This is a genomic window from Sphingomonas bacterium (assembly GCF_903642285.1).
Taxonomy (GTDB): Bacteria; Pseudomonadota; Alphaproteobacteria; order Sphingomonadales; family Sphingomonadaceae; genus Sphingomonas.
The window spans coordinates 55,942-72,549 of the sequence record NZ_CAHJWJ010000008.1 but is presented as its reverse complement, the minus strand read 5'-3'; the positions used below and the strand labels follow the sequence as shown (position 1 = coordinate 72,549).

The window sequence follows — 16,608 nt, the reverse complement described above, 5'->3', positions numbered from 1 at the left end:
CCAATGAACACGAAGGTCGATGCGATCGGTGAGCGGCTGCTGCGGCGATTTGCCGGCGCTACGTCACGACGGAGCATGTTGTCGAAACTGGGCGTCGCCTTGGTCGCCGCGCCTGTCTTCCCCTTGCTGCCGGTCAGTCGCGCCCAGGCGCAGAAGCCCGATCGGTCGCTGGAAGGAAAGACCAGCTTCGCGCGGTCGGCCCAGACCAAGGACGACACCAAGTGCGATTATTGGCGCTATTGCGCGATCGACGGATCGCTCTGCAGCTGCTGCGGCGGTGCGGTCAATGCGTGCCCGGCGGGTGCGCAGCCGTCGCCGGTGTCTTGGGTCGGCACCTGCATCAATCCCGACCAGGGCAAGGCGTATCTGATCGCGTACCGCGATTGTTGCGGCAAGCCGGCCTGCGGCCAGTGCAATTGCGACAATACCGATCGCGCGACGCAGCTTTACGTGCCGCAGCTCAACAACAACGTCATCTGGTGCTTCGGCACGCGCAGCATGGAGTATCACTGCTCCACCGCGGTGCTGGTCGGTGCGGCACAATAAAAGCTCGCGCATGACCGCCGGTAGCGTTCGTCGTTGGATGCTGCTGGCCCTGTTGTCGTGCACAGGCGCGGCCGGCGCAGCGGTGGCGGAGGTCGCCGCCGGCAAGATCGCCGATCCGGTGCAGGCGCGGTCCGATTATGTCGAGAATTGCGGGGGGTGCCACGGCATCTCCGGCGATTCGGCACCTGCGCTCCTCCCGGTGCTACGCGACCGAGTGGGCTATTTCCTGTGCGATCCCGCCGCACGCGCCTATCTGATCCAGCTGCCGAACGTCGCGCATTCCCGCATCACGGACAATGCCGAACTCGCCGATCTGCTGAACTATGTTGTCTTCACGCTCGGCGGACCCAGCACGCCGCCGTCCAGTCCGCCGTTCACCGAAGCGGAGGTAAGCCGGGAACGACCGCACGCACTGTCCGAGGTATCGTTGAAGGCGCTTCGCGTGAAACTGGTCGAGCGGGTCATCCGCGCGTGCAAGGCACCGGCATCGCTGCGGCTGCTGTACCCGGCGTCACCCGGCGGCAAGGCAGGTTAACCGGTATCCTATGGTAGCGAGCCGTGCATCCTCGAGCGCGGGGAACTTGCGGATTGCAGGAAAACTGGCATGGGTCCGCAACTGATAAGAGCGGAGCCGATGGGACAGGATCAGAAAGATGTTCCGGTGATGAAGATCCGGACGCGGCAAGGTGCGTATGCCTGCAGCGTGGAAACGATCGAGCAAATTCTCCGTGCCGCGCTGAACGTCCTGGTCGAGGAAGGTTCAAGGGCCTTTACGCTAAGGCGAATAGCGGCCGCATGTGGCACGAAGGTCGGCAACGTCAGTTATTATTTTCCGCGCAAGGAAGATCTTGTGCAGGAACTGCTCGAAGCCATCCTGCTAGGCTATGCCGACCTTACCGCCGAGATCATGAGCGACGTGTCCGATGATCCGGACGAGCGACTCGAGCGCGCCATCGCGTTCACGCTGGACGACATCCGATCGAAGCGGACGACCAACCTCTTTCCCGAACTCTGGGCGCTGGCGAACCACAATCCCAAGGTCGATCAGCTCGTGCAGGAATTCTACGCCAAGGCGCAGCAGGGCTTTGCCCGATTGGTCAAAGAGGTGAACCGCGCCTTGTCCGAAGAGGATTGCCGCACAATTGCCTTGTTCATCAGCGCCACCATCGAGGGGACCACGATCTTCGCGGGCTATTCGAAGCCCTGGGAACCGAAGATGCCCGAGATCAAGACGTTAGCCGTGCGATCGCTTCTTCACTTGGTCAAAACCATGAAAGTGGGCGACTTGTCGACCTAAGCGCTGACGTTCCCCGACATAGTGACAGACTCGGTACGCGAGCGGGTGTCAACGCCGGTCGGATGCCAGGCCAGCGGGGCGGAGAGGCCATTGTTGATGCGGGCCTGACGATATGAAGGGCCCCGAGCGGGGCCCTCTTCCTATCGTCGTCATCGTCGATCATACGTGGTGATCTCGCCGGTTTCGGGGTCGATGATCTCGGCGGCCTGGTTTTGCTCCGCCCTGGCAGCGGAGCGGCGACGCCCAGCGGACTGCTTCAGTCGATAGCTGTCGCCGTTCATCGTCAGGATACTGACGTGGTGGGTGAGACGGTCGAGCAGCGCGCGGGTGAGCCGTTCGCTGCCCAGCACCTGGGTCCGGTCCTCGAACGGCAGGTTGGAAGTGACGATCGTGGAGCCGCGCTCGTACCTTTGCGAGAACACCTCGAACAGCAGCTCGGCACCGTGGGCGACAGCGGCACATAGCCAAGCTCGTCGATGATCAGCAGCTTCACCGCTGCAAGGTCGCGCTGCATCTTCAGCAGGCGGCGTTCGTCTCGCGCTTCCAGAAGTTGGCTGACCAGCGCAGCCGCGGTCGTGAACGCGACCGTAAAGCCCTTCTGGCAGGCGGCCAGACCGAGGCCGAGCGCGACATGCGTCTTGCCCGTGCCGCTGTTGCCCAGTGCGATGATGTTCTCGCGCCGCAGGACATACCCGCCGGCGAAAGGGGCTCACGGAGCGGGAGGCGTCCGTCTGGTTCTTCGCTGGCGTCGCGCCGGACCTCGATCCGACCAGTCGAGCAGCCCCGGCACCTTCCAGCGCGTGTCGCCAGTGCCGTCGCCGGCGATATGCATCACCGCTTCGACCAGCTCGTAATCCCAGATGCGGCCGTAGTCGGGACCGGTCACGGCGCGCAGTTCGATACGCCCGTCGTCGGCTTCCAAGGTCTTCACCAGCTCGGCGCGGTGCGAGAGCAGGCCGTGCTGGAGGTTGATGCCGGCGAGCGGTGCGGGCAACTGGCGCATGTAGCTGGCTGGTGCGCCAACCAGGCTGCAGAGCTGGCCGTACGACCAGTGGGTGGGTGCCACCGGCATATCCTGGCCGGGCAGGATCAGCGACAGCCGCTCCGCATCGTCGCGGCTCGCCTCGACGCGGAGCGCCTTGGTCTCGACGGTGCGGGCGGTCGACCGCTCGGAGCGGGCGCGGACGGCTGCGTGCAGCGCGCCTAGCGACAGGAATCGCTCGTCGTCGGGGCGCGAGAACCACTCAGAGGAGACGCGGCCGATCCGCTCGCCGCGGCTGATGTCGACCTTGTAGGCTCCCGAGGGTGCAGGACGCGAAACGCCGGAGGCGCGAGAATCGGAAAGGACAGTCGCTATGAGAGATCCCCACGACGGGCGCCGAGAGCCTCTCTCAACCTCAACCCGTCACGGCGAAGAGCCGATCTCCTCTTCCTCTTGAGGCATTACGGGGCCTCCCACAGAAAGGGTCCGGCGAGAATGGCTCGCCGGCAGGAATGCTGGTGCTGCTGGTGAGGATTGAACTCACGACCTCAGCCTTACCAAGGATCGTAGCTCCTCTATCCGTCTCTCGCCGATCGTGCGCTTCTCTCCGCTTTTCATGTAATATCAATGGTTAAGCTAAGGACGACCTACTCATGTATATCCGGCGCTATCCCCTAATACGCCTACGCCTTTATTACTTTTCATGACGCCCTGAGTGACGTAATATCGCCTTCAGAGGTAAAGCGCTATGCCTGGTAAATTGACCACTCACATTATCGAAAGTGCAAAGGTGCCCAGCGAGGGACAGACCTTTCTGTGGGACGGCGAACTCAAGGGGTTCGGGGTGCGGGTCGGTTCCACCGGCGTGAAATCGTACGTCCTCCAATATCGGAACCCGGACGGCCGGCTGCGCCGCAGCGCTTATGCGCGATTTCCCGTCTTCAATGTCGATCAAGGCCGCAAAGAGGCGATTAGAATGCTCGCGGATATCACGCGTGGCATTGATCCGGCGGACGAGAAAGAGGCGAAGCGCGCGGCGCCGACTATCGGCGACGTCTGCGATTGGTACCTTGAGGAGGCCGAGGCCGGTCGTCTGCTCGGACGCCGACGCCTGCCTATCAAGGCGTCTACCGTCCGGATGGAGCGCAGCCGGATCAATCGGCATATCCGTCCCCTGATCGGGCATCGAAAGGTGACCTGCCTGAAGCCGGCCGACATCGAGTCGATGCAAGCTGATATTGCGGCCGGAAAGAGCGCCGCCGACAAGGGCAAGGGGCGTGGCCGGTCGACGACGGGCGGTAATGGCGCGGCCTCCCGCGTGATTTCGACGCTGCACTCGATGTGCGAGCACGCGGTCCGCCTAGGCATCATCGGCAGCAATCCCGCAAAGGGCGCCCGCCGGATGGCCAGCAGCTGCCGAACGCGACGTTTGAGCGCGATTGAACTTGGCAAGCTCGGCACCGTGATGCAACTCGCGGCCACGCGCGACGAGAATCCGACGGGGCTAGCTGCCGTGCGGCTGATCGCGCTCACCTGCTTCCGGTTATCCGAAGCCCAAGAGGTCGAACGCACCTGGGTCGATTCCGAAGGTAGTGCCGTTCACTTCCCGGATACGAAGTCGGGCGCGCAGGATCGCCCGGTGGGAAAGGCGGCACTGGCAGTGCTCGGAGCGCAGCCCGAGATGGCCGGGTGCCCGTTCGTGTTTCCCTCTGACTATGGCGACAGCCACTACAAGCAAGTGCCCGAAGTGCTGCAGCGCCTCTGCATCGCCGCCCGTATAGAGGGCGTCACAGCACATACGCTTCGCCACACGTTCAGCAGCGTCGCCGGCGATATGGGCTATTCGGAACTGACGATCGCGGCGCTGCTCGGTCATGGGAAGCGCGGCGTGACCCAAGGGTACATTCACATCGAAGAGGGTTTGCGCGAAGCCGCTGACAGGGTCGCCGCGAAGATCGCCGATTTGCTGGACGGCCGCGCCAGCAACGTTCGCGATGACAAGAAGCCAACGTCGAACAGCCGCTCGGCGCCTAATCGCTACGCCGCGTAACGGCCGTCTTCGAGTTTGCGGACACGACCCATTCCAGCGAGTGCATCCAGAACAGGGAGGACTGATGAAGCGCGATTGTTCTTGAAGAGCCGTGCAATTTCGGAGGCCGAGATCGGTCGGGCAGAGTGATCGACCATCGCTGCGACGGCGACGACTTGGTCGGGTAGAGCGGTAGGCAATTCTAGGCCATCGATCTCTCGCTTCGCACCGTCCGAAGGAGCAGAGCCGTCTGCTCGGCTGGACTCGGGCGATTCCGAGTAACGTGTGGACCCGCACGGAAGCAATACCTTCGTCAGGTAAATTCCGTTTCAGCCCGAAGAACGCTGGACGGACCAACGAGTGCGATGATGGCACGGGCGATGGCGCTCAAGCAGCTCCAACTCCAACGGATCACGTTGGACTCGCCGATGGTAAGGTCATGTATCTTGTCGCCCCATGCGCTAACCTATCCCTGCTGCAGGTAGCGCGCACTTCAGCTTTGAGGCCCACCGGTTGTCAGACCTGCGATCGAGCAAGACCTCGACGGATCATGTTGGCAGCTGCCTCCTCAAGTTGATGTGCTCGGGCCGGACGAGTCTGTAACACGGCCTTGATTGGTCCGCCGGTGAAAAGCGTAGTCAGGCCGTGCAGCGTAGCCCATGCTGCGATCGCCAAATCACGAGGGTTTCCTTCGATGATCTGCCCTGCCGCTTGCCCGTCCTTTACTGCATCGACCATCATCTTGATTGCGGGGCGATACTTCTGCTCCGCCGCTGGACGCGCGCCAAAGTCGGAGTTTGCAACGAGCCGAAAGTGGCCCGGATATTCCAGCGCGAAGCGCGCATAGGCCTGCACCAAGGCGACCAAGAGCTTTAGGTAGTCGCCCGCGTCGTGCTCTTTGCTGGCAGTCGTCGCGTCACGCTCGACCTGCTCAAGGAGGTCTAGCCCCTCAAAATACAAGGACTCGAGCAACTGCTCGACGCTCGTGAAGTGCCTATAGAACGCCGCAGGCGTGACGCCCATCTCGTCGGTGAGCTCCTTGACGGTCAAGCGTATCGCGGTGCCCGACGCAACCAAGCGCGTCGCCCCCGCAAGCAGCGCTTCACGCAGATTGCCGTGGTGATACGTGCGCCCTCGTTTACGGTCGCCCCTCGCGCTCTTAACCGATCCGGGCTCGGCCTCTGATCTCACTTCACGGCTCGTATGGTCTAACGGTTTCTGCACTAGGACTCCGATCCTCATCTTCTAGAGACAGGCACCTGGCCCGAGTGGCCGGTGCCTGGAAGGGCAAGTCGCTAACGCATCTCCGCCGCCACCGACAATACGGCGCTTCCGGTCGGCTGAGAAGGCCGGCGGAGGAGATGGCACACGACTCGAAGCTTGGCGCGACACGGCGTCGGAGTTCGCACTTGACATATCGGATGTGAATGTTACGCCACATTGATTTAATGATAAATGATAGGCACGAATTGCCGCGAATGGGGAGAGGTATGGCGCTGCGCACACCGGCCGACAGGTCGCATCGTCGAGAGGTTCGCAGTTCAGGTCTGGCCGTGACTTCTGGTACGCTCGAGGAGTGGATCAGCCAGCTGTGCGCCCGTGGCGGCCGTCGACTGCTAGGCATCGTCGGGGCCCCCGGCAGCGGCAAATCGACGCTGGCGGTGCGCTTAGCGGCGACCATGCCAGACCAAGCGGTGGTCGTGCCGATGGACGGTTTCCACTTGGCTCAACCAGAACTGGAGCGGCTCGGGCGCGCTGATCGGAAAGGCGCGCCCGACACTTTCGACCCTGCGGGTTTCATCGCGCTCTTGGTAAGACTCCGGCGCCCAACGGCGGGCGAAACGGTCTATGCACCCGCATTCAACCGCGAAATTGAGGAGTCGATCGCCGGAACGATCGCTGTGCCGCCGGGCGTACCCCTCGTCATCGTCGAAGGCAATTATCTCCTGCTCGGCGACGTCTGGGCAGGAGTGAGCGGTTTGCTCGACGAGAGTTGGTACCTTGATACACCGGAACTACTCCGAAGGACGTGGCTTCGAGAGCGTCATATGCGCTTCGGGCGGGGCGTCGGCGCAGCCGACGCCTGGATTGACGCAACGGACATGCCAAACGCAAGCCTGATCGAAGCGACGCGCGAACGTGCGACTCGCCTTTTAAGTTGGCCGCTTGACGTGGACAGCGCGTCTTGAACGCGGAAACTACACAATGGCCGCGGCTCCGCCGCTCGCTCAGGTTCATGACGTGCGTCGTGGCCGTAGCGACGGGCGCTTGCAATCGCCATCAGCCCAAGTTGGTCACCCTAACAGTTGCTACGGTGAACAACGAGGATATGCTCACACTGCGGGCATTGTCTCCCATTTTCGAGCATGCCAATCCAGACATCAAGCTGCGTTGGATTGTGCAAGAGGAAAATGTCCTTCGGCAACGGCAGACCATCGACGTCGCGACCCGTTCCGGCATCTTCGATGTTGTTACTACGAGCTCATTTGAAGTGCCAATCTGGTCGCGGCTCGGCCTGATCCGTCCTATTCGCCCGCCGGCAAGTTACGCGATCAACGACCTATTGCCACCGATCCGCGCGGCCGTGTCGCGCGGCGGCCACCTGTATGCGGGACCGTTTTATGGCGAGAGTAGCATGATCTACTATCGGAAGGACCTGTTCCACCGCGCCGGCCTTTCCATGCCGCAACAGCCGAGCTGGCCCTTCATCTACAAAGCCGCCGCCCGGCTGCATGATCCCGGAAACGGGATCTATGGCCTGTGCCTACGCGGCAAAGCTGGCTGGGGCGAGAATACGGCGGTACTCACGGCAATGGCAAACGCCTATGGCGCGCGCCTTTTCGACATGCGTTGGCAACCACAGTTCACGTCGCCAGCCTGGATCAGCACACTAACCGATTACGTCGCGGCGGTTCGTACAACAGGCCCGCCCGGCGCATCAAGTGACGGCTTTAACGAGATGCTGGCGCTTTTCGCATCAGGCAAGTGCGCCATTTGGTTCGACGCGACGGTCGCCGCCGCTTCGCTCAGCGACCCCCGTACCTCCGCAGTGGCAGGGACTGTCGGCTTCGCTTTCGCGCCGGACCATGGCTATAGCAAGAAGTCCAACTGGCTGTTTGTGTGGGCGCTCGGCGTGCCATCCGGTGCGCGACACCCGCAGGAGGCCGAGCGCTTTGTGGAATGGGCCACGGGTCCGGAATATCAGGAGCTGCTCGCGCGAGATCGAGGCTGGGAGCATGTTCCACCCGGCACACGCACCAGCTTCTACGCCAATCGCGCCGTTGCAGCGCAGCCCTACTCCCCCATCGTGTTGCGGTCGATCAACAGCGCCGATCCCAGTCGGCCGAGCGTCTTGCCGGTACCTTACCAAGGCGTGCAGTACGCCGCCATACCTGAGTACCAAGCCTTGGGAACGCAGGCGGGCCAAGCGTTCTCCGCCGCAGCTGCCGGTGTAACATCACCTCTCGACGCAGCAAAAACGGCGCAGGCCGGAGCCGAACGCCTGATGGCAGGTCGCCGGCGGTGAGCAGGGGGGCAACCTCGGCACACCACGCTCGCCGCCTTGCTTTTTGGATGACGGCGCCGGCAGTCGGCTGGCTCACGGTCGCCTCGTTGGTGCCGCTCGTCATGACGCTCTGGTATTCAGTGCACGATGTCCACCTTCTCGAGCCAAGCGCGGGGTTCGTTGGAGCGCGCAATTACGTGACCTTTCTACAGGACCCGGACTTCGTTCGGGCAATCGTCAATACGGTCATGCTCATCGTGGGAGTGCTCGCGATCGACATTGTGCTCGGCATCGCGCTTGCCCTGCTGCTCGCCAGCGATATCCGCGGAGTGAGCGTCCTCCGGTTACTCGTAATCTCGCCTTTCTTCGTGATGCCTACGGTCACCGCGCTGCTATGGAAGAACTTGCTTCTGAATCCCGTTTCGGGCGTCGTCGCCGCACTGCTGCACGGCGTAGGCCTGCCACCGATAGACTTTGTCGGCCGCTTACCCTTGGGCACAATTGTAATCATGCTGTCTTGGTCGTGGCTGCCGCTCGGTACGCTTGTCTTCCTGACGACCTTGCAATCGATTGGTCAGGATCAGTTCGAAGCGGCGACGCTTGATCGCGCTGGAGCGCTGGCGCGTTTCCGGCATGTCCTGCTTCCCTACCTCTTTCGACCGATCGCGTTCGTAGTCCTGATCGAGACAATCGCGCTGATCGCGGTATTCGCCGAGATCTTCGTGACCACCGCCGGTGGTCCCGGGAACGCCACTACGACGTTGTCGTTCTTAGTGTTCGCTGAGGCGCTGCTTCGATTCGACATCGGCGCAGCGGCCGCGGCCGGCATCGTAGTAGTTTTGTTTGCCAACCTGTTGTTCGCAGCCTTCGCCCGGCTGGCTGGGCGAAGGCTGGAGCAACGACAATGATCCGCAAATCCACTCGGCGAGAGATCTTGATCACCGCGGTAGCGTGGCTGTGCGCCTTCGCTATTTCTTTCCCGATCCTCTGGATGTTGTTAACAAGTTTCAAGACGGAGATAGAGGCGTTTCATACGCCACCCCGGCTGTTCGGCTTTCATCTCACGCTCGAAAACTACCGATCCATTCTGGCCGGAGGCGATTACGGCCCAGCGGCGATCAATTCGCTGATCACTGCGACAGCCTCCTCAATCATTGCGATCATAATCGGATTGCCCGCCGCATATGCCATGACGTTTCTGCCGGGACGGCGAACGCGGAGCACATTGCTTTGGATGCTGAGCACCAGGATGTTGCCGCCGGCGGGCGTGCTGGCGCCAATTTATTTCCTGCTGCGCGATGCACACCTGCTCGATACTCGCCTTGGCTTGACGGTGATGCTGTGCACTGCAGCGTTGCCACTGGTAGTCTGTATGCTTTTCAGCTTTTTTCAAGACGTACCGGGCGAAGTACTGGAGGCAGCCCGGCTCGACGGCGCGAGCCCGATGGCCGAGCTGTTCTTCGTGCTAATTCCAATGACCGTCCCGGGCATCGCCTCGACGTTCCTGCTCAATTTCGTTCTCGGTTGGAACGAGAGTTTCTGGTCGCTGAATATCACCAGCGTTGATGCTGCGCCGCTCAGCGCTTTCATCGCCTCCTTCTCCGCTCCGCATGGGCTGTTCTGGGCCAAGCTCTCCGCAGCATCTGTTCTCACTATCGCGCCAGTCGTGGTCGTCGGCTGGCTGTGCCAGCGCCAGCTCGTAAGAGGCCTTACCTTTGGAGCCGTAAAATGAGCAGCATAGAACTCGCCAATGTCAGCAAGGCGTTTACCGACCTGCCTGTCATAAAGTCGATTGATCTTGTTGTGCATGAAGGGGAATTTGTCGTCCTCCTGGGGTCGTCCGGTTCCGGCAAATCAACGCTGCTGCGCCTCATAGCTGGGCTAGAGCATGTCGATCAGGGCCGCGTTCTAATCGATGGCGCCGATGTCACTCATATCTCTCCCGCCGATCGCGGTCTGGCAATGGTGTTCCAATCTTACGCTCTCTATCCGCACATGACGGTGGCGGCGAACATAGGCTTTCCGCTTATGATGGCCGGCGTGGCGCGCGCGGAGATCCAACGGCGGGTGGCCGATATGGCAGAACTGCTCGGCCTGTCCGATCTGCTCGCGCGTAAACCAGCAGCCTTGTCCGGCGGACAGCGTCAGCGTGTCGGCATCGGGCGCGCTCTCGCGCGAAATCCTCGAGCTTGTTTGTTCGACGAGCCATTGTCAAACCTTGACGCGGCAATGCGCGCGAGCATGCGGATCGAGATCCGCCGCCTCCAGACCGCTCTTGGATCTACAGCCGTCTATGTGACTCACGATCAAGTCGAGGCTATGACCATGGCTGATCGCATCGTGCTGCTTCACGAAGGTGTAGTGGTGCAGTCAGGGCCCCCGCGTGCGCTCTATGAGCGACCGGTCAATCAGTTCGTGGCAACCTTTCTCGGCTCGCCTAAGATGAACCTGATCCGAGGGGCAGTGGCGGCCGACCATGGAGCGGCGTCGATCGGGGTGCGTCCCGAGCATCTCAGAATTGTAGAAGGCAAGGGCTGGCCCGGAACCGTGATATCGGTCGAAGACCTCGGCCACGAAATCCTTGTCCATGTGGAGCTCCGCCAAGGCGGAACGGTGTGCGTCCGGTTGCTGGACGGTATCGCTCCGGCCGCCGGCAACGCTGTCAATCTGGCCTCCAACGCGGGCCAAGTGCATCGGTTCGACCAGCAGGGCCAGTCGCTTTGCACGTCCTGACGATCAGCAATAGCAACGCTTTCAGAAGCTTAGAACTATGATCCGGCTGAATCGGTCAAGCTTGACTGAGATTCCAAACTCGATCTGCCAACCGGCCTATGATCCGCGTGCTGTTTCGGCCGGCATCGTTCATATTGGTTTGGGCGGGTTCCACCGCGCGCATATGGCCCGCTACGTCCATGACCTGATGACAGTCGATCCCGACGCGACCCGCTGGGGGATTGTCGGCAGCGGCTTACGGCAGAGCGACAGCCGATTGCTCGAGCGCTTGGCCGCGCAAGATCACCTATATACTTTGATCGAGCGCGATGCTGCCGGCGAGGCGAGCACTATCATCGGCTCGCTTTGTGGCGTGATCGATGCATCGACCTCCGCCTCCAAACTGCTCGATGCCTTGACCGCCCGAGCCACCAAGATCGTCAGTGTCACCGTTTCGGAACGCGGCTACGGTCTTAATCCGGCAACAAAGAAAATAGATGCTGACCTCCCGGAAATCAGGCAGGACTTAGAAACCCCACAAGCGCCTCGATCAGTGCCCGGCTTGCTCGCGGAGGCGCTGCGACGGCGACGCGCAGCGGGGCTCTCTCCTTTCACGGCACTGTGTTGCGACAATATTCAGCATAATGGCCGCGTACTGCGAGAGGCCGTAATGACGCTAGCAGCTGCGACCGACGCGCGGCTGGGGGCGTGGATCGAAACTTACGGCGCTTTCCCAAACGCTATGGTGGACCGCATTACACCCGTTCCGACGCCGGCCGACATCCAAGCAGTCAACATGGCAACCGGTATCGCGGACGAGGCGGCGCTGGTGGCGGAGCGTTTCCGTCAGTGGGTGCTGGAGGACGCGAGCGTCGCCGAGCAGCCCGCGTGGGAGCGGGTCGGCGTGCAGATCGTCTCCGATGTGACGCCCTATGAGACCATGAAGCTTCGATTGCTGAATGCCAGCCACTTGGCGATCGCCAGCCTTGGAGCGCTAGACGGGCATGTCACTGTGCTTGACGCCATCGGGGACAAATCGATCCGTAGCTACATGATGCGCCTTATGGATGAGGAAACCGGGCCAACCGTCCCACCGGTGCCGGGGATCGATCTTACCGTATACAAGCGAACGCTGGTTGCTCGGTTCGGGAACCCGGCCGTTCGCGACACACTCGAGCGGATCAATCGCGATGCGCCACTCAACCTGCTCCTGGATCCGCTGCGCGACCGGCTAACCCTTGGCGCTCCGATTGAGCTGCTGGCACTTGCCCTTGCGGCCTGGTGCAGCCGGGTCCGGCTGGACGCTCGGCTCGCCGCAGAGAAAAAGGACATTGCCGGCTCCGTTGAGCTGATGCGCCGCGCCGCGGCAGCGCATGACAACCTTGATGCTGTTTTGGGCTTCTATCCAGCCTTTGGCGACGTCGGCCGGAACGTACGCTTGGTAGGAGCGACAAACCAGTGGTTCAAACGGTTGAACACGTACGGAGTTCGCGAAGTCTTGCGCGAGGTGGCATCTGAAGATTGTGCCTAGGACGGCAGGGATAGAAAAGCCCCTATTGACTCAATGTGAATGTTGCGTTACATTGACACCGGTTCCCGTTCGGGAGCCTCAACAGCGAGCCGCAGCATAGCGGCCATGAGGAGGAGGGGTTATGAAGCGATCGGCGTTTGCTCTGTTGGCGGCGAGTAGCATTTCCGCTGGACCCGTTGCCGCACAAACGTTATCAGCCGCGTCATCCCCTTCATCGCCGTCTCGAGCTCTTCCGGAGGGGCAAGCGTCTGCCGCACCCGTGGTCGCGCCAACGGCTGATCCGGCACAAGGCGACATCGTGGTCACCGCAAATAAGCGGTCGGAGTCTGTGAGCCGTACTCCTATCGCAGTGACGGCACTCACAGGCGCTACGCTGAAAACTGAGGGCGTGGTCGGGCTCCGTGACCTGACCTCGACCACTCCCGGGCTCCAAATCAAGACTGCATCATTCGTCGGATCGGTCCAGGTCACCATCCGCGGGATCACCAACACCGATTTCAACTCGAGCGGCAACCCGGCAATCGCCACCTACATCGACGGGATGTACATCGCCCGAACCCAGGGACTGAGCGGCGATCTTCTCGATGTCTCCCGTGTGGAAGTGTTGCGCGGCCCGCAAGGTACGCTTTACGGTCGCAACGCTACCGGCGGCAACGTGAATGTGATCACCAACGACCCGGTACACGAGTTTGGCGGGTCAGCCGAGGTTTCCTATGGTCGGTTCAATGACCTCCGCACCGAGGTTGTACTTAACGTTCCAGTCACCGACTCTCTCGCGGTGCGGTTTGCCGGCGCATTCCATCGCAACGATGGGTTGTTCAATAACAGTTCGTCGGTTTCAGACCGTTACGGCCGAGCCGATGATCGCAACGGTCGAATAGTCGCGCTTTGGACCCCTAGCAGCCGCTTTTCCTGGCGCGTGGCCGTCGACGGCTCAGAGCAGAACGGCACGCCCGGCGCTCTCTTCGACACCGGCCCCGACGGCCAGCCGATTGATCACCGCAACCCATACTACCATCCGGTGATTACCGAGACGATCAGCCCCGACCAACACTTGTCGAACTTGCTCCTTCGCTCGACGATGAGCTTCTCGTTCGATCCGTTCACGCTATCCTACGTCGCTGGTTACCAGCATCTAGATGTAAAGTTCGACTTCACGAATGCGGGCTCATTGACCCCGGCGCTAGACGGAGATCGCCACGGATCGAGCGACAGCACCTATCATGAAGTGAATCTGAGCTATAAAGACAGTCGTCTACAAAACGTTGCCGGTGCGACCTATTTTCATCAGACCGAGTTCGCTAACGAAGCCTATGACATCTTCGACCTGAATCTTGGCTTCGCGAGCGGTAATCCCACCGGACCATTTCTGCATGGGTCCGCGTGGGGAGTGTTTGACCAAGCGACCTTCTCGGCCACAAGTAAGCTACAGGTGATTGCGGGACTGCGGTACAGCAGTGAACGCCGACAGCTACCACTTAACGGCACCCGCCAAGCTTTCTGTCCGGGCGGAACGCCGCTGCCGGTTCTGCTGCAGCCCGTGCCGATGGGCTGCGCGATCGCCCCGTCCGATCCGGCGACCGGCCGCTTCTCGGATGTCACCTATCGCGCTGGACTGCAGTATGATTTTAGCGCGACAACAACTGCATATGCTACCGCCACGTCGGGCTTCAAGGCCGGCGGTGTCAACGAGATCGTCGGCGTAGGAAATCGCACTTACCGGCCTGAAAAGAACACAAACTACGAAATCGGGCTGAAGACTCGCTTGCTGGACAACAACCTCCGGCTCAATCTTGCTGGCTTTTATACACCCTACAAGGACCTGCAGGTCACGCAGATCAAAGGCGTACAGCAGATTATCGATAACGCCGCGAAGGCCAAGATATACGGTGTAGAGGCCGAAGCCGATTGGCGGCTGACCTCTGCCGACCGCCTATCGGGCTTCTTCAGCTACCTACACGCTACGTTCGAGAGCTACCCTAACGCCGTTGACCAGCAGACCGGTGCCGTCTTCCCGAGCTTGGCGGGCAACCGGCTCATCAACTCACCCCGGTTCTCCGGTCGCGTGCAATATACCCACGACTTCCACTTCGGCAATGGCGGCACGCTTTCCCCATCGGCCGCGATCTACGCCCAGTCGTTCGTCTTTTTGCGCGAGTTCAACCTGCCGGTAGATAGAGTGAATGGTTATACTCGTACCGACCTTTTGCTCACATACGCAAGTCCATCTTCGAAATGGACGGTTCAGGGCTTTGTCTACAACCTTGAAGATAAAATCGTCCGTAACGGCATGATTAACGTGACCAATCACTTGTACAGTGATTATCAACCTCCGCGCCTTTACGGTGTTCGCCTCTCAATTAAATATTGAAATACAGGACCGATCAATGTCTGCTAAGCTGCAAATATTGGCGTTGTATGTGTGCCTCCCGCTCGCACTCGCTACGGCGAGCGGTCCGTCCTTGGCACAGACGACGACGCCCGCAATTTCGTGCGACCGTGATACAGTTCTTAAGGCGCTCGGACCTGACATCGGGCGGCTTAGCACCAAGCAGGTTGAGCCAAAAACAGGCGGATCGGGCTATTGTGAGGTGGCCGGGACTTTCACCGGCAGGGGAGAAGTTGGCTTCCGGCTTGCCCTTCCTTCCCGTTGGAACGGGAAGTTTCTATTTCTCGGTGTGGGTGGATTCGCAGGCGAGCCGGCTGACCTCGAATATGGCGTCGCTCGCGGGTATGCGACTGCCTCTGCTGATACTGGGCACTCGTCGCCTTGGTCAAACAACGGCACTTGGGCGGCCAACGATCCCGCGCGGAAGATCGACTTCTTCGAACTTGCAATGCATGAGGCGGCGAGCCGCCTCAAGCTTCTCACGTCCATGCTCTACGAGCGGGCTGTAAAATTTGCCTATTTTCAGGGCTGCTCCGGCGGCGGTCGCCAAGGAATGGTCGAAGCTGAGCGCTTTCCCTCGACGTTCGATGGCATCATTTCGGAGTCACCAGCCTGGAATTGGAGCGCTCTGTTCTCACAGATGCTGGAGAACACCAGGATCGTGCGACGACACGCCGACTCCTGGATATCGAACGAGGAGTTTCGTGCTGTTGACGATCTGGTGGTTCGGCAGTGTGATACGCTAGACGGGATTCAGGATGGCCTTGTCGGTGATCCGCTGCGCTGCCACCCGCGACTTGCTGAGCTTTCATGCCGCGGCGCCAAAAAGTCTAAGCCTTGCTTGAACTCGCACCAGATTGAGGCGCTTGAGGAGCTTCAGAACCCAGCGTTCGCTAACGCCAGCCGGGGCCTCTACGCGACGCGACTATCGGGCGGCGACCGCGATGACTACGGGCTGGGTTGGCCGGCCTACATCTTCGGTACCGCCCCAGGCGGCCGCTGGCAGGCGGTCGGTCCCGAGGAGGACAAGGCATCATGGCCGGGAGCCGCGCACGGATTCGTACTCGGCTATCAGTTCTACCGCTATTTCGATCGTGATGGTTTACCCGTTGATCCGGCAAGTTTTCGTGCGGACAGCGATGGCGTGCGCTGGAAGCAAAGCTACGGCGAGTTGATTGACGCCGATCAGACCGACCTCAGCCGTTTTTTTCGAGGCGGTGGCAAACTTCTGCTCTGGGCGGGACTCTCCGACCCGATCATTCCGTGGCAGATGTCGGTCGATTTAGCGCAACGTATAACCCAGGAAACGCACGGTACGGTGTGGGACCGCTCTACTGACGGTTCATTTCGGTTCTTTCTTATGCCCGGCGTGCAGCACTGCGGCCCGTTCGGAGACTATTTCGGGCATGGCTTTACTCATTTCGATGCACTCGGCGCGCTCGATAAGTGGGTCGAGAGTGGTCACGCCCCGGACGCGATCCGTGCTGAACAGCGGAGCGGATCGACTATCATACGGTCGCGCCCGATCTGCGCTTATCCAAAAAAGGCGACCTACTCCGGCCAGGGCGATCTCAACGACGCTGCGAACTTTCATTGTGCCTGATCTTCCCGGAGGCA

The 16,608-nt window shown here is 61.0% G+C and carries 13 protein-coding genes and 2 pseudogenes; 12 read left to right on the top strand and 3 right to left on the bottom strand.

The genetic code is table 11. The features are described 5' to 3' along the window. The first annotated feature begins 3 nt into the window (after positions 1-3). The 3 genes from HUU99_RS06015 (at position 4) to HUU99_RS06005 (ending at position 1,843) form a co-directional block, all read left to right on the top strand. Positions 4-546: a methylamine dehydrogenase light chain gene (locus tag HUU99_RS06015; RefSeq protein ID WP_174285672.1), complete on the top strand. Its 543-nt coding sequence runs from the start codon at positions 4-6 to the stop codon at positions 544-546. 10 nt (positions 547-556) lie between these two features. After that, positions 557-1,081, top strand: a complete 525-nt coding sequence (locus HUU99_RS06010; protein ID WP_174285671.1) for a cytochrome C — start codon at positions 557-559, stop codon at positions 1,079-1,081. Positions 1,082-1,210: 129 nt separating this feature from the next. Beyond that, on the top strand, positions 1,211-1,843 hold the full coding sequence (locus HUU99_RS06005) for a TetR/AcrR family transcriptional regulator (protein WP_174285670.1): 633 nt from the start codon (positions 1,211-1,213) through the stop codon (positions 1,841-1,843). A gap of 149 nt (positions 1,844-1,992) precedes the next feature. Here the strand turns inward: HUU99_RS06005 and HUU99_RS06000 are convergent. Beyond that, positions 1,993-2,534: pseudogene (locus HUU99_RS06000) on the bottom strand (ATP-binding protein); the annotation flags it as partial. 75 nt (positions 2,535-2,609) lie between these two features. Further along, positions 2,610-3,200: pseudogene (locus HUU99_RS05995) on the bottom strand (DUF932 domain-containing protein); the annotation flags it as partial. Positions 3,201-3,585: 385 nt separating this feature from the next. Between HUU99_RS05995 and HUU99_RS05990 the strand changes: the two are divergent. Then, complete coding sequence (locus HUU99_RS05990; protein WP_217430796.1) at positions 3,586-4,875, top strand: tyrosine-type recombinase/integrase; 1,290 nt, start codon at positions 3,586-3,588, stop codon at positions 4,873-4,875. Positions 4,876-5,370: 495 nt separating this feature from the next. On the opposite strand, the gene HUU99_RS05985 is transcribed toward HUU99_RS05990, so the two are convergent. Further along, positions 5,371-6,096, bottom strand: a complete 726-nt coding sequence (locus HUU99_RS05985; protein WP_302479973.1) for a TetR/AcrR family transcriptional regulator — start codon at positions 6,094-6,096, stop codon at positions 5,371-5,373. Between the two features lie 248 nt (positions 6,097-6,344). On the opposite strand from HUU99_RS05985, the gene HUU99_RS05980 reads away from it, so the two are divergent. The 8 genes from HUU99_RS05980 to HUU99_RS05945 all read left to right on the top strand — a co-directional run bounded on the left by HUU99_RS05980 (position 6,345) and on the right by HUU99_RS05945 (position 16,594). Continuing rightward, on the top strand, positions 6,345-7,043 hold the full coding sequence (locus tag HUU99_RS05980) for a nucleoside/nucleotide kinase family protein (protein WP_174285667.1): 699 nt from the start codon (positions 6,345-6,347) through the stop codon (positions 7,041-7,043). A 140-nt stretch (positions 7,044-7,183) separates the two neighbouring features. Further along, positions 7,184-8,380 (top strand): ABC transporter substrate-binding protein, encoded by a 1,197-nt coding sequence (locus HUU99_RS05975; protein ID WP_217430795.1) that lies wholly within the window; start codon positions 7,184-7,186, stop codon positions 8,378-8,380. Between the two features lie 47 nt (positions 8,381-8,427). Then, positions 8,428-9,267, top strand: a complete 840-nt coding sequence (locus tag HUU99_RS05970; protein WP_174285665.1) for a carbohydrate ABC transporter permease — start codon at positions 8,428-8,430, stop codon at positions 9,265-9,267. After that, entirely contained in the window at positions 9,264-10,091 is an 828-nt protein-coding gene (locus HUU99_RS05965) for a carbohydrate ABC transporter permease (protein ID WP_174285664.1), read from the top strand. The genes HUU99_RS05970 and HUU99_RS05965 overlap by 4 nt, the downstream gene beginning before the upstream one ends. Further along, entirely contained in the window at positions 10,088-11,092 is a 1,005-nt protein-coding gene (locus HUU99_RS05960; RefSeq protein ID WP_174285663.1) for an ABC transporter ATP-binding protein, read from the top strand. The genes HUU99_RS05965 and HUU99_RS05960 overlap by 4 nt, the downstream gene beginning before the upstream one ends. Positions 11,093-11,129: 37 nt before the next feature. Beyond that, complete coding sequence (locus HUU99_RS05955) at positions 11,130-12,602, top strand: mannitol dehydrogenase family protein (protein ID WP_174285662.1); 1,473 nt, start codon at positions 11,130-11,132, stop codon at positions 12,600-12,602. Positions 12,603-12,723: 121 nt separating this feature from the next. Continuing rightward, on the top strand, positions 12,724-14,973 hold the full coding sequence (locus HUU99_RS05950) for a TonB-dependent receptor (protein WP_217430794.1): 2,250 nt from the start codon (positions 12,724-12,726) through the stop codon (positions 14,971-14,973). Beyond that, positions 14,921-16,594, top strand: a complete 1,674-nt coding sequence (locus HUU99_RS05945; RefSeq protein ID WP_217430793.1) for a tannase/feruloyl esterase family alpha/beta hydrolase — start codon at positions 14,921-14,923, stop codon at positions 16,592-16,594. The genes HUU99_RS05950 and HUU99_RS05945 overlap by 53 nt, the downstream gene beginning before the upstream one ends. The last annotated feature ends 14 nt before the right edge of the window (positions 16,595-16,608 follow it).

Bases quoted from the DNA above. Each gene is read 5' to 3' on its own strand.
- HUU99_RS06005 (WP_174285670.1), top strand. From the start codon at position 1,211: ATGAAGATCCGGACGCGGCAAGGTGCGTATGCCTGCAGCGTGGAAACG.
- HUU99_RS06015 (WP_174285672.1), top strand. From the start codon at position 4: ATGAACACGAAGGTCGATGCGATCGGTGAGCGGCTGCTGCGGCGATTT.
- HUU99_RS05970 (WP_174285665.1), top strand. From the start codon at position 8,428: ATGACGGCGCCGGCAGTCGGCTGGCTCACGGTCGCCTCGTTGGTGCCG.
- HUU99_RS05960 (WP_174285663.1), top strand. From the start codon at position 10,088: ATGAGCAGCATAGAACTCGCCAATGTCAGCAAGGCGTTTACCGACCTG.
- HUU99_RS05975 (WP_217430795.1), top strand. From the start codon at position 7,184: ATGCTCACACTGCGGGCATTGTCTCCCATTTTCGAGCATGCCAATCCA.
- HUU99_RS05985 (WP_302479973.1), bottom strand. From the start codon at position 6,096: ATGAGGATCGGAGTCCTAGTGCAGAAACCGTTAGACCATACGAGCCGT.
- HUU99_RS05980 (WP_174285667.1), top strand. From the start codon at position 6,345: ATGGCGCTGCGCACACCGGCCGACAGGTCGCATCGTCGAGAGGTTCGC.
- HUU99_RS05950 (WP_217430794.1), top strand. From the start codon at position 12,724: ATGAAGCGATCGGCGTTTGCTCTGTTGGCGGCGAGTAGCATTTCCGCT.
- HUU99_RS06010 (WP_174285671.1), top strand. From the start codon at position 557: ATGACCGCCGGTAGCGTTCGTCGTTGGATGCTGCTGGCCCTGTTGTCG.
- HUU99_RS05955 (WP_174285662.1), top strand. From the start codon at position 11,130: ATGATCCGGCTGAATCGGTCAAGCTTGACTGAGATTCCAAACTCGATC.
- HUU99_RS05965 (WP_174285664.1), top strand. From the start codon at position 9,264: ATGATCCGCAAATCCACTCGGCGAGAGATCTTGATCACCGCGGTAGCG.